This is a genomic window from Streptomyces sp. NPDC029466 (assembly GCF_055574515.1).
On sequence record NZ_JBVHZH010000033.1, the window covers coordinates 27,105 to 39,588 of the forward strand.

Annotated in this window: 8 protein-coding genes and 1 pseudogene; 6 read left to right on the plus strand and 3 right to left on the minus strand. The window is 72.1% G+C overall.

Annotated elements, in window-relative coordinates; translation table 11 throughout:
* Positions 1-76 precede the first annotated feature (76 nt).
* Positions 77-496: pseudogene (locus tag ACZ4XD_RS24020) on the minus strand (response regulator); the annotation flags it as partial.
* A 110-nt stretch (positions 497-606) separates the two neighbouring features.
* Here ACZ4XD_RS24020 and ACZ4XD_RS24025 point away from each other — a divergent pair.
* Positions 607-1,311, plus strand: coding sequence for a PepSY domain-containing protein (locus ACZ4XD_RS24025; protein WP_468045191.1), 705 nt, complete (start codon positions 607-609; stop codon positions 1,309-1,311).
* Positions 1,312-1,947: 636 nt separating this feature from the next.
* Here the strand turns inward: ACZ4XD_RS24025 and meaB are convergent.
* Both meaB and ACZ4XD_RS24035 read right to left on the minus strand, forming a co-directional pair.
* Entirely contained in the window at positions 1,948-2,907 is a 960-nt protein-coding gene (gene meaB / locus ACZ4XD_RS24030; protein ID WP_468045193.1) for a methylmalonyl Co-A mutase-associated GTPase MeaB, read from the minus strand.
* 72 nt (positions 2,908-2,979) lie between these two features.
* Complete coding sequence (locus ACZ4XD_RS24035; RefSeq protein WP_468045278.1) at positions 2,980-4,155, minus strand: acetyl-CoA C-acetyltransferase; 1,176 nt, start codon at positions 4,153-4,155, stop codon at positions 2,980-2,982.
* A gap of 173 nt (positions 4,156-4,328) precedes the next feature.
* Here ACZ4XD_RS24035 and mce point away from each other — a divergent pair, with 173 nt between their 5' ends.
* From mce to ACZ4XD_RS24060, 5 genes are all read left to right on the plus strand, one after another.
* On the plus strand, positions 4,329-4,769 hold the full coding sequence (gene mce / locus ACZ4XD_RS24040; protein WP_042148823.1) for a methylmalonyl-CoA epimerase: 441 nt from the start codon (positions 4,329-4,331) through the stop codon (positions 4,767-4,769).
* A 208-nt stretch (positions 4,770-4,977) separates the two neighbouring features.
* The gene (scy, locus tag ACZ4XD_RS24045; RefSeq protein WP_468045195.1) at positions 4,978-9,228 is read left to right on the plus strand and encodes a polarized growth protein Scy; all 4,251 of its coding nucleotides are present in this window, start codon (positions 4,978-4,980) and stop codon (positions 9,226-9,228) included.
* Positions 9,229-9,341: 113 nt separating this feature from the next.
* Positions 9,342-10,280, plus strand: coding sequence for a coiled-coil domain-containing protein (locus tag ACZ4XD_RS24050; protein ID WP_042148816.1), 939 nt, complete (start codon positions 9,342-9,344; stop codon positions 10,278-10,280).
* 153 nt (positions 10,281-10,433) lie between these two features.
* Complete coding sequence (locus ACZ4XD_RS24055) at positions 10,434-11,459, plus strand: ABC transporter ATP-binding protein (protein ID WP_468045197.1); 1,026 nt, start codon at positions 10,434-10,436, stop codon at positions 11,457-11,459.
* Between the two features lie 3 nt (positions 11,460-11,462).
* Positions 11,463-12,236 (plus strand): ABC transporter permease, encoded by a 774-nt coding sequence (locus ACZ4XD_RS24060; protein ID WP_468045199.1) that lies wholly within the window; start codon positions 11,463-11,465, stop codon positions 12,234-12,236.
* Positions 12,237-12,484: the final 248 nt, after the last annotated feature.

A 12,484-nucleotide genomic window follows, 5' to 3' on the forward strand; every position in this document is an offset into this window, starting at 1 on the left:
CTTATCTCCCCCCCTCCCTCCCCCCTTCTCTTCTTTTTTCCCCCCCCCCCCCCCCCCCCCCCCCCCCCCCCCCCCCCCCCCCCCCCCCCCCCCGCAACAGCGCCTTCACCCGTGCCACCAGCACCACATACGAGAACGGCTTGGTCAGATAGTCGTCGGCGCCGGTGTCCAGCCCCTCGGCCTCGTCGTACTCACCGTCCTTGGCGGTCAGCATCAGAATCGGCACCTCATGGCCGGCCGCACGCAGCGCCCCGCACACGCGGTAGCCGTTCATCCCCGGCAGCATGATGTCGAGCACGACCAGGTCGTAGCTCTCCTCACTCGCCTGGTGGAGCCCCGCCAGACCGTCGTGCACCACATCGACCGCATAGCCCTCGGCCATCAGCCCCTTCGCCAGTGACAGGGCCAGCCGCTTCTCGTCCTCCACGATCAGGAGCCGGTGCGGACGGTGTGCGGCGGGGCCGGGCGGGCGGTACTGCGTGACGGGCGGGTGCATGCGCTCACCATGCCATTCCCTTCCTGAAGCCCCCTTCAGGAGCCTTCAGGTCCCCTTCAGCTTGGTTCCGCCAGTGTGTGGGCACAGCCGATCGCAAGGGGAGAACACACATGAAGCGCCATCTGATCATCGCCACCGCCGCCGCGGCCGCCCTCGTCGCCGGCGGTACGGTCACCGCCGTCGCGGTCAGCGCCGACGGCTCCGGCAGCGCCCGGTCCGGCGCCCCGGTCTCGGCACAGTCGGCCGCCCACGACACGGCCGGCTCCGGCACCGCCCAGGTGCGGGACGGCCAGTCCAGCATCCGCATGCAGGACGACGACGCCAACGGCCAGGAGGACCGCCGCGAGGCGCGCGCCGCCAAGGTCAGCGCGCCGGACGCCGCGGCCGCCGCCCTGCAGGCCGTCCCCGGCACCGTCTCCGGCCTCGACCTGGACGCGGACCGGGCCGGCCTGGTCTGGGAAGCGGACGTGCTGGGCAAGGACGGCAAGTGGCACGAGATCACCCTCGACGCGGGCAACGCGCGGGTGCTGAACCAGCACATCGACCACGACGATGACGACGACGCCCGCGAGCGCGCCGCCCTCCGGGACGCCCGCACCGACGCCGCGTCGGCCGCCCGTACCGCCGCCTCGCACGGCACCGTGACCTCCGTCGACCTGGACGACGACGACCGCGGCAAGGCGGTCTGGGAGGTCGAGACGATCACCAAGGACGGCAAGGAGCACAAGCTGCTGGTCGACCCGCAGTCCGGCAAGCTGAGCGCCGTTCCGGCGCAGTCCGACGACGACAACGACAACGACGGCGCGGACGACTGACCATCCGCCCTCATCAGGCCCCGCTCACCTCACCGTGGGCGGGGCCTTCGGCTGTGCGGGTTGCCGTGGGCTGGGCGCCGTTCGCCTACGGCGGGTGGGTGGTTGGGTCGGAGGGGACGCCCGGTAAGCCGTCCTCGGCGCGGGCGACGCGGGTCCCAGAGGTTGCTCACCCCGTTGTTCGCTCCGGGTCCTGCGGGCGGCTCACCGGACATCCCCTCGACCTCCGTCTGTGCGCGGCCGTCCCGCCGTACCGATGACCGTTACGGCGGCCGTGCACGGCACCCCTTGGCAGGCACCTGGCCGAACCAGCCCCCGCAGCTTGGGCGGGGGCCTAGCTGCGCTGTGAGGCGCGGTGCCACCGTCCGGCAGACGGCAACGGGGGACGGTCGGAGGGGATGTACCGGGGCCCGCCCGCAGGACCGGAGCAAACACCGGGGCACTCAATCCCACGCACCCGCGTCGCCCGCGCCGAGGACGGGTCCCGGTGCGTCCCCTCCGGCCCCCGCGGCACCCACGCAACCCGCCCAGCGCCAGCCACAACGGCGCCGCACCGAACGACGTACGGCGCCCCCACAGGGGCGCGGGGAACTGCGCGCCCAGCCACCACGGCGCCGCACCAAACGACGTACGGCGACCTCAACCCCCGTTGGTCACCCCATCAACCAACTCATCAGCCGCCCGATACGGATCCATCTCACCCGCAACGATGCGCTCGGCCAACGCATCGAGCCGGCGATCGCCCCGCAGATCGCCGATCCGCTCACGCAGCGCCGTGACGGCGATCGTCTCGACCTCATGCGCCGCCCGGGACCGCCGCCGCTCCGCGAGAACCCCCCGCTCCTCCATCCAGGCCCGGTGCTTCTCCAGCGCCTCGACGACCTCGTCGACGCCCTCGGCCCGCGCCGCGACGGTCTTCACGATCGGTGGCCGCCAGGCACCCGGCGTACGGGATTCGCCGAGGCCCAGCATGTGGTTGAGCTCGCGGGCGGTCGCGTCGGCCCCGTCGCGGTCCGCCTTGTTGACGACGTAGACGTCGCCGATCTCCAGGATTCCGGCCTTGGCCGCCTGGATGCCGTCGCCCATGCCGGGTGCGAGCAGCACCACGCTCGTATCGGCCTGGGAGGCGATCTCCACCTCGGACTGGCCGACACCGACCGTCTCGACGAGGACCACGTCGCAGCCCGCCGCGTCCAGGACGCGGATCGCCTGGGGCGCGGCCCAGGCCAGGCCGCCGAGATGGCCGCGGGTGGCCATGGAGCGGATGTAGACGCCGGGATCGGAGGCGTGTTCGCTCATCCGGACGCGGTCACCGAGCAGCGCGCCGCCGGAGAACGGCGAGGACGGGTCGACGGCGAGGACGCCGACCCGTTTGCCCGTCTTGCGATAGGCCGTCACCAGGGCGGAGGTGGTGGTGGACTTGCCCACGCCGGGCGAGCCGGTCAGCCCGACCACATACGCGTTGCCGGTGAGGGGGGCCAGCGCCGCCATCACCTCGCGCAGCTCCGGCGCCGCCCCCTCCACGAGGGAGATCAGCCGTGCCACGGCCCTCGGCCGGCCCTGCCGCGCCTGTTCCACCAGCTGGGGGACGTCCACCATCGCCGCTCGGCTCCTTCGGCTCGCTCGTACGCGATTCGGCCCGCTCGTACGCACCGGCGTACGAGCTCTCGCTTACTTACCCGGTACGCGGATGATCAGCGCGTCGCCCTGGCCGCCACCGCCACACAGCGCGGCGGCACCCACGCCACCGCCCCGCCGGCGCAGCTCCAGCGCGAGATGCAGCACGATCCGGGCGCCGGACATCCCGATCGGGTGACCCAGCGCAATGGCGCCGCCATTGACATTCACCTTTTCCGGGGACACTCCGAGGTCCTTCATGGACTGCACGGCGACGGCCGCGAACGCCTCGTTGATCTCGATCAGGTCAAGATCCTCGACGGCCAGGCCGTCCTTCTTCAGGGCGTGGTTGATGGCGTTGGAGGGCTGGGACTGGAGCGAGTTGTCCGGGCCCGCGACATTGCCGTGCGCACCGATCTCCGCGATCCATTCCAGGCCGAGCTCCTGGGCCTTGGCCTTGCTCATGACGACGACCGCGGCGGCACCGTCGGAGATCTGCGAGGAGGTGCCGGCGGTGATCGTGCCGTCCTTGGCGAAGGCCGGGCGGAGCTTGCCGAGCGACTCCGTGGTGGTCTCGCCGCGGATGCCCTCGTCCTTGCTGAAGAGGACCGGCTCGCCCTTGCGCTGCGGGATCTCCACGGGGGTGATCTCGGCCTCGAAGAGCCCGTTCTTCTGGGCGGCGGCGGCCCGCTGGTGGGAGCGCGCGGCGATCTCGTCCTGCTCCGGCCGGGCGATACCCAAACGGGTGTTGTGCTTCTCGGTCGACTCGCCCATGGCGATGCCTTCGTAGGCGTCCGTGAGGCCGTCGTGCGCCATCGCGTCGAGCATCTCGACCGCGCCGTACTTGTAGCCCTCGCGGGACTTCGGGAGCAGGTGCGGGGCGTTGGTCATGGACTCCTGGCCGCCGGCGACGATGACATCGAACTCGCCGGCGCGGATGAGCTGGTCGGCCAGCGCGATGGCGTCGAGACCGGAGAGACAGACCTTGTTGACGGTCAGCGCGGGGACGTTCATGGGGATGCCGGCCTTGACCGCGGCCTGGCGTGCCGGGATCTGCCCCGCCCCGGCCTGGAGCACCTGGCCCATGATCACGTACTGCACCTGGTCGCCGCCGATGCCCGCCCGGTCGAGTGCCGCCTTGATGGCGACGGCGCCCAGGTCGGCGCCGGAGAAGGTCCGCAGCGATCCCAGGAGCCGGCCCATGGGGGTGCGCGCTCCCGCCACGATCACTGAGGTGCTGCCGTTCGTGCCGTTCGTTGCAGACATGCGGTGCGGCCTTCCTTTGCAGGGAAGTTAACGAGGGTTCCCGTCAATGTACTGAGCGGTACGCGCCGGGTCACCGGCAAGCGGGTGTGATCGCGCGCACGTTGCGTAACCAGCCGTGCGGGCGGTGCACTGGAGCCATGCTGACGCGAATCGACCACATCGGGATCGCCTGTTTCGACCTCGACAAGACTGTCGAGTTCTACCGTGCCACGTATGGCTTCGAGGTGTTCCACACCGAGGTCAACGAGGAGCAGGGGGTCCGGGAAGCCATGCTCAAGATCAATGAAACCTCGGACGGCGGAGCCTCGTATTTGCAGCTCCTGGAGCCCACCCGGGAGGACTCCGCGGTGGGCAAGTGGCTCGCCAAGAACGGCGAGGGGGTGCACCACATCGCCTTCGGCACCGCGGACGTCGACGGCGACTCCGAGGCCATCCGGGGCAAGGGCGTCCGGGTGCTCTACGACGAGCCCAGGACCGGCTCGATGGGCTCCCGGATCACCTTCCTGCACCCCAAGGATTGTCATGGAGTGCTTACCGAACTCGTCACCGCGGCGCCCACCACCCCGACGGACCACTGACCTTCACCTTCCCCGGCCGGTAGAGTGCAGCTTCGGCCGGGGTAAGGGAGTGGGGCTCGGTCCATACCCTGCCGATGATCTGACACCATTTCTTCGGAAGGGTCAGCTCCGATGGGCGCGAGTCCGGTACGACGTGACGTGTACGGGACGAGCACCGCAGGACCGGAGAAGGCCGCCACCATGACCAGGGGACGGATGGGACCGCGCAGTGCGGGGCAACGACCGCTACGAGGCTGACGACCACCTCTCGCAGTTCGAGGCCGAGATGGAGCGGCTGAAGACGGAGCGGGACAAGGCCGTTCAGCACGCCGACGACCTCGGCTATCAGGTCGAGGTGCTGCGCGCCAAGCTCCATGAGGCGCGCCGCAACCTCGCGACCCGCCCTGCCTACGACAACGTCAGTCATCAGGCCGAACAGCTGCTGCGCAACGCGCAGATCCAGGCGGACCAGCTGCGTACCGATGCCGAGCGTGAGCTGCGCGAGGCACGGGCACAGACCCAGCGACTGCTCCAGGAGCAGGCCGAACGGCAGTCCCGGCTGGAGGCCGAGCTGCACGCCGAGGCGGTCACCCGCCGGCAGCGGCTCGACGAGGAGCTCAACGAGCGCCGGCAGACCGTCGAATCGCACGTCAACGAGAACGTCGCCTGGGCCGAACAGCTGCGTGCCCGCACGGAGTCGCAGGCCCGCCGGCTCATGGAGGAGTCCCGCCGGGAGGCCGAGCAGGCGCTGGCCGCCGCGCGGGCCGAGGCCCAGCGGCTGGCCGAGCAGGCCCGGGAGCGGCTCGGCACCGAGGCCGCGGAGGCCCGCGCCGAAGCGGAAAGCATCCTGCGCCGGGCGCGTACGGACGCCGAGCGGCTGCTGAACGCCGCCTCCAGCCAGGCCCAGGAGGCCACCGACCAGGCCGAGCAGCTGCGCACCAGCGTCGGCACCGAGTCGGAGGAGGCCCGCCGGCAGGCCGCGGAGCTGACCCGTACCGCCGAGGCCCGTGTCCAGGAGGCGGACAAGGCGCTGCGCGAGGCCCGCGCCGAGGCGGAGAAGCTGGTCGACGAGGCGCAGCAGAGCGCCACCAAGCGGCTGACGGCGGCCGAATCGGACAACGAGCAGCGCACCCGTACGGCCAAGGCGGAGATCGCCCGGCTGGTCGGTGAGGCCACCAAGGAGGCCGAGGCGCTCAAGGCCGAGGCCGAGCAACTGCGGTCGGACGCCCGCACGGAGGCCGAGCGGCTGGTCGCCGAGGCACAGGAGACCGCCCGGTCCAAGGTGGCGGAGGACTCCGCGGCCCAGCTGGCGAAGGCCGCGCGCAGCGCCGAGGAGGTGCTGACCAAGGCGTCGGAGGACGCCAAGGCCACTACCAAGGCCGCCGCGGAGGAGGCCGAACGGCTGCGCAAGGAGGCCGAGGCCGAGGCGGACCGGCTGCGCGAAGAGGCCCACGACACCGTGGCGCAGCTCAAGGGCGCGGCCAAGGACGACACCAAGGAGTACCGCGCCAAGACCGTCGAACTCCAGGAGGAGGCACGGCGGCTGCGCGGGGAGGCCGAGCAGCTGCGCGCGGACGCGGTCGCCGAGGGCGAGCGGATCCGCGGCGAGGCCCGCCGCGAGGCGGTCCAGCAGATCGAGGAGGCGGCCGGGACCGCCGAGGAGCTGCTGGCGAAGGCCAAGTCCGACGCCGAGGAGACCCGTTCGGGAGCCGTCGCGGAGAGCGAGCGGGTGCGGACGGAGGCCATCGAGCGGGCCACGGCACTGCGCCGGCAGGCCGAGGAGGCGCTGGAGCGGGCCCGTTCGGAGGCCGAGGAGCTGCTCACCGAGGGCGCCCAGGCCGCGGAGATGGTGACCACCGAGGCGGAGGAGTCCGCCGCCCGGCTGCGCGAGGAGGCCGAGCAGGCCGCCGAGGAGCGGCGCGCCGAGGCGCAGGACGAACTGGACCGGCTGCACCGCGAGGCGGAGGAGAAGGTCACCGCCGCCGAGCGGTCGCTGCGCGATGCCCGCGCGGAGGCGGAGCGGCTGCGCCGGGAGACGCAGGAGGAGGCGGCCCGCCTCAAGGCGGAGTCGGCCGAGCGGCGCCGGATGCTGACGCAGCAGGCCGAGGAGGAGGCCGAGCGGCTGCGCGACGAGGCCGCTTCGGATGCCTCGTCGGCCCGCTCCGAGGCCGAGGCGGTGGCGGCACGGCTGCGCACCGAGGCGTCGGCCGAGGCGGAGCGGCTCAAGACCGAGGCGCAGGAGACCGCGGACCGGGTCCGTGCCGAGGCGGCGACGGCCGCCGAGCGTACGGGCGCGGAGGCGGCGCAGGCGCTGGCCGCGGCCCAGGAGGAGGCCGCGCGGCGGCGCCGGGAGGCCGAGCAGCTGCTGGGCGAGGCCCGCGAGGAGGCCCACCAGGAGCGCACCGCGGCGCGCGAGCAGAGCGAGGAGCTGCTGGCGTCGGCCCGTACGCGGGTGGGCGAGGCGCAGGAGGAGGCCCAGCGGCTGGTCGAGGAGGCGGACCGGCGGTCGGGCGAGCTGGTGGCGGCGGCCGAGCAGACCGCACAGCAGGTGCGGGACTCGGTCGCGGGGCTGCACGAGCAGGCCGGTGAGGAGATCGCCGGGCTGCGTTCGGCGGCCGAACACGCCGCGGAGCGCACCAGGACCGAGGCGCAGGACGAGGCGGACCGGATCCGCAAGGACGCCTACGAGGAGCGGGAGCGCGCCTCGGAGGACGCGGCGCGGGCCCGTGCGGAGGCGCAGGAGGCGACGGAGGCCGCGAAGACCCTCGCGGAGCGGGCGGTTTCCGAGGCCATCGAGGAGGCCGACGGGCTGCGCGCCGAGGCGGCCGGGGTGCTGGACGAGGCACGCCGGGACGCCAACACGGCGCGGACCGAGGCCGCCGAGCAGGCCGACCGGCTGGTGTCGGAGGCGACCGCCCAGGCCGAGAAGCTGGTGGCGGACGCCACGGCGAAGGCGCAGCAGCTGCGTACCGACGCCTCGGACGCGCTGGCGGCCGGCGAGCAGGACGCGGCACGGGCCCGTGCGGAGGCGCGGGACGACGCGAACCGGATGCGCTCGGACGCCGCGGAGCAGGCGGACCGGCTGATCACCGAGGCGCGCACGGAAGCCGAACGGATTGTCACCGAGGCCACCGAGCTGACGTCTTCGGCCCAGGACGACGCGGACCGCACGGTCCAGGAGGCCCAGCAGGCCGCCGATCAGCTGCGGGCCGAGGGCGAGCAGCAGGCGCACCGTCTGGTGACGGAGGCGACCGAGAAGGCGGAGCGGCTGCGGGCCGAGGCGGCCGAGGTGCTGGAGGCGGCCCGCCGGGACGCGGACCACACCGGCGACGAGGCGCGCAAGGCGGCCAACAAGACGCGTTCGGACGCCGCGGAGCAGGCCGACGAGCTGATGTCGGAGGCCGCGACCGAGGCCGAGCGGCTGCGCACGGAGGCGGCGGAGACGACCGCGGACGCCGAGCGGGACGCGGACCGTACCCGGGCCGACGCCCGGGAGCAGGCGGACCGGATGCTCGCGACGGCCACCGCGGAGGCGGACCGGCTGCGGGCGGAGGCGGCCGAGACGGTCACCGCCGCGCAGGAGCACGCCAACCGCACCCGTAACGAGTCCGCGAAGCTCAAGGAGGACGCCGAGGCGGCCACCGAGCAGACCCGGGCCGAGGCCCAGCAGGAGGCGGACCGGCTGCTCGACGAGGCGCGCAAGGACGCCGCCAAGCGCCGCGCGGACGCGGCCGAGCAGGCGGACCAGCTCGTCACCAAGGCCCAGGAGGAGGCGCTCAACGCGGCCACCGCCGCCGAGGAGCAGGCCGACACCATGGTCGGGGCGGCCCGCAAGGAGGCCGAGCGGCTGGTCTCGGAGGCGACGGCCGACGGCAATGCGCGGGTGGAGAAGGCCCGTACGGACGCGAACACGCTGCTGGAGGAGGCCCGCCGCGACGCCACCGGCATCCGGGACCGCGCCGAGGAGCTGCGCCAGCGGATCGAGTCCGAGGTCGAGGAGCTGCACGAGCGGGCCCGCCGGGAGTCGGCGGAGACGATGAAGAACGCCGGCGAGCGGGTCGACAAACTCATCGCGCAGGCCACCGCCCAGCAGGTCGAGGCCGAGGAGAAGGCCGACCGGATGGTGGCGGACGCGAACAGCGAGGCGAGCAAGGTCCGGATCTCGGCGGTGAAGAAGGCCGAGAGCCTGATCAAGGAGGCCGAGAACAAGAAGGCCGAGGCGGTGCGCGACGCGGAGCGGATGCGCGGCGAGGCCAAGGCGGAGGCCGAGCGGATCGTGGAGGAGGGCCAGCGGGAGCTGGAGGTGCTGGTGCGCCGACGCGAGGACATCAACGCCGAAATCTCCCGTGTTCAGGACGTTCTGGAAGCCCTCGAATCGTTCGAAACACCCGGCGGGGGCGGGGAAGGCAAGGGCGGCGGTGTGAAGGCTGCCGCGGGAGCGGGTGCAACTCGTTCGAGTGGCAAGCAGTCTGAGGGGTAGCCACTCAAATGAGGGGTCATTCTCCAGATCAAACGGGCAATGACTCGATGACACGCCGTTGTGACCCCTAGGATTCTCCTTATCACCTCACCGGTCTCTTCGACAGGAACCCCATGAGCGACACTTCCTCCCCCTTCGGCTTCGAGCTCGTGCGGCGTGGGTACGACCGCGGTCAGGTGGACGACCGCATTACGAAGCTCGTCGCCGACCGCGACAGCGCGCTGGCCCGCATCACGTCGCTGGAAAAGCGGATCGAGGAGCTGCACCTCGAAACGCAGAACGCCCAGGCGCAGGTCAATGACGCCGAACCATCCTACGCGGGCCTCGGCGCGCGCGTGGAGAAGATCCTCCGGCTCGCCGAAGAGGAGGCGAAGGATCTGCGCGAGGAGGCCCGGCGGGCCGCCGAGCAGCACCGTGAGCTGGCCGAGTCGGCCGCCCAGCAGGTCCGTAACGACGCCGAGTCGTTCGCCTCCGAGCGCAAGGCGAAGGCCGAGGACGAGGGCGCCCGGATCGTCGAGAAGGCCAAGGGTGAGGCGGCCACCCTGCGCGCCGAGGCGCAGAAGGACGCGCAGTCCAAGCGGGAGGAGGCGGACTCCCTCTTCGAGGAGACCCGCGCCAAGGCCGCGCAGGCCGCCGCGGACTTCGAGACCAACCTCGCCAAGCGCCGTGAGCAGTCCGAGCGCGACCTGGCCTCGCGTCAGGCCAAGGCCGAGAAGCGGCTCGCCGAGATCGAGCACCGCGCCGAGCAGCTCCGCCTGGAGGCCGAGAAGCTGCGTACGGACGCCGAGCGCCGGGCCCGCCAGACGGTGGAGACCGCGCAGCGGCAGGCCGAGGACATCGTGGCGGACGCCAACGCCAAGGCGGACCGGATCCGCAGCGAATCCGAGCGCGAGCTGGCGGCGCTGACGAACCGCCGCGACTCCATCAACGCCCAGCTGACCAACGTCCGCGAGATGCTGGCGACGCTGACCGGTGCCGCCGTGGCCGCGGCCGGCGCCCCCGGCGAGGACGAGACCGTCACCCGCGGCGTCCCCGCCCAGCAGAGCCGCTGACCTCCCCCAGCTGACGCTAAGAGCCTTCCCGAGCAGCCCTGCGCGCCCCCGTACCGCCTCTGTGGTGGTGCGGGGGCGCGGTGCGTACGGGGGGTCAGCCGGGCGGCCCCGCCCCGGTGGCAGTGGCCTCCGGCGACGCCTAGCGTGCGGTACATGATCGAGCTCGAGGGGCTGACCAAGCATTACGGCGACAAGGTCGCCGTGGACCACCTCACGTTCACGGTGCGGCCCGGGATGGTCACCGGCTTCCTCGGCCCCAACGGCGCCGGCAAGTCGACGACCATGCGGATGATGCTCGACCTGGACAACCCGACCTCGGGGACGGTCCGGATCGACGGCAAGCACTACCGGCAACTGAAGGATCCGCTCACCTATATCGGGGCGCTGCTGGAGGCCAAGGCGGTGCACGGCGGCCGCAGCGCCGCCAACCATCTGCTGTGCCTGGCGCAGAGCAACGGCATCCCCCGCGGCCGGGTCGGCGAGGTGCTGGACACCGTCGGGCTGAGCACGGTCGCCAAGAAGCGCTCGAAGGGCTTCTCGCTCGGGATGAGCCAGCGGCTCGGTATCGCCGCGGCACTGCTCGGCGACCCCCAGGTGCTGCTCTTCGACGAGCCGGTCAACGGACTCGACCCCGAAGGCATCCACTGGATCCGCAATCTGATGAAGAACCTCGCCGCCCAGGGCCGCACCGTCTTCGTCTCCTCGCATCTGATGAGCGAGATGGCACTGACCGCCGAGCATCTGATCGTGATCGGGCAGGGCCGGCTGATGGCGGACACCTCGATGAAGGACTTCATTCACCAGAACTCCCGGTCGTACGTCCGGATGCGGTCCCCGGAGCGCGAGAAGCTGCTGGACCTGCTGCACGACGAGGGCATCGACGCGGTGGCCGTCGGCAACGGGTCGCTGGAGATCGACGGAGTGCCCGCCGACCGGCTGGGCGAACTGGCCGCCCGGCATCAGCTGGTGCTGCACGAGCTCAGTCCGCAGCAAGCTTCCCTGGAGGAGGCGTTCATGCGGCTGACGGCGGAGTCGGTGGAGTATCACGCGCACGACGGCGACCCGGTACCGGCTCAGGCCGGGGCCCGGCCACCGGGAGAACCGCAGCCGGCCGGGGCCCGGCCTGGTGAGCCGCAGCCGACCGGCTGGGGCGCGGACTGGCAGAAGAAGAGGAGCTGACGGATGGCGGCGCTCGGGCAGGTCATTCGGTCGGAGTGGACCAAGATCAGGTCGGTGCGGTCCACGGTGTGGACGCTGGGCATCGCCGTGGTCGTCACCATCGGGCTGGGCGTGCTGATCTGCACCCTGGCCAACAACGACTTCAGCTCGATGCCGGCCCGGGACCGGCTGTCGTTCGACGCCACCAACACCAGCTTCGCCGGGATGGGACTGGGCCAGCTGGCGATGATCGTCTTCGGGGTGCTGGTGGTCTCGAACGAGTACAGCACCGGCATGATCCGCGCCTCGCTGGCCGCCGTACCGCAGCGCGGCACCTTTCTGTTCTGCAAGCTGCTGGTGGCCACCGCGCTGGTCTTCGTCGTCGGCCTCGCCACCAGCTTCGTGACGTTCTTCGCGGGGCAGGCGGTGCTCGGTGACCTCCGGGCGCACCTCGGCGACCCGGGCGTACTGCGCGCGGTGATCGGCGGCGGGCTCTATATGACGCTGATCGCGCTGTTCTCGATGGCGGTGGCCACGATGCTGCGCAGCCCGATGCTCTCGCTGGGCATCCTGATGCCGTTCTTCTTCCTGATCTCGAACATCCTCGGAAATGTCTCGGCGACCCGGAAGGTCGGCCGCTATCTGCCGGACCAGGCCGGCTCGAAAATCATGCAGGTGGTCCCGCGGGCCAACGACCAGGTGCCGTACGGCCCGTGGGGCGGGCTCGGCATCATGATCGCCTGGACGGTGGTCGCGCTGGTCTGCGGGGTGGTGTTGCTCAAGCGGCGCGATGCGTGACGCTGCGCTGGGCTTGGGGCGTACGTGGTTTGGTGCGGCGCCGTTTCCGCCAGCGGCGGGCTGTTTGTCCGCTGCGCGGGGCTGTGGCTCGGGTCGGCTTGTGGCCTCCCCACCGTTTCGCCTGCGGCGGGCTGATTGTCCGCTGCGCGGGGCTGTGGGTGCGGTGGAGGGGGGCCCGGGGGGGGGGGGGGGGGGGGGGTTGGTTGCTGGCCCGCCCCCCCCCCCTCCCCCTCCCTCTTCTCCCTCCT

Coding starts and splice junctions, on each gene's coding strand:
- ACZ4XD_RS24025 (WP_468045191.1), top strand. CDS start 607: ATGAAGCGCCATCTGATCATCGCCACCGCCGCCGCGGCCGCCCTCGTC.
- meaB (WP_468045193.1), bottom strand. CDS start 2,907: ATGGTGGACGTCCCCCAGCTGGTGGAACAGGCGCGGCAGGGCCGGCCG.
- mce (WP_042148823.1), top strand. CDS start 4,329: ATGCTGACGCGAATCGACCACATCGGGATCGCCTGTTTCGACCTCGAC.
- ACZ4XD_RS24050 (WP_042148816.1), top strand. CDS start 9,342: ATGAGCGACACTTCCTCCCCCTTCGGCTTCGAGCTCGTGCGGCGTGGG.
- ACZ4XD_RS24055 (WP_468045197.1), top strand. CDS start 10,434: ATGATCGAGCTCGAGGGGCTGACCAAGCATTACGGCGACAAGGTCGCC.
- ACZ4XD_RS24060 (WP_468045199.1), top strand. CDS start 11,463: ATGGCGGCGCTCGGGCAGGTCATTCGGTCGGAGTGGACCAAGATCAGG.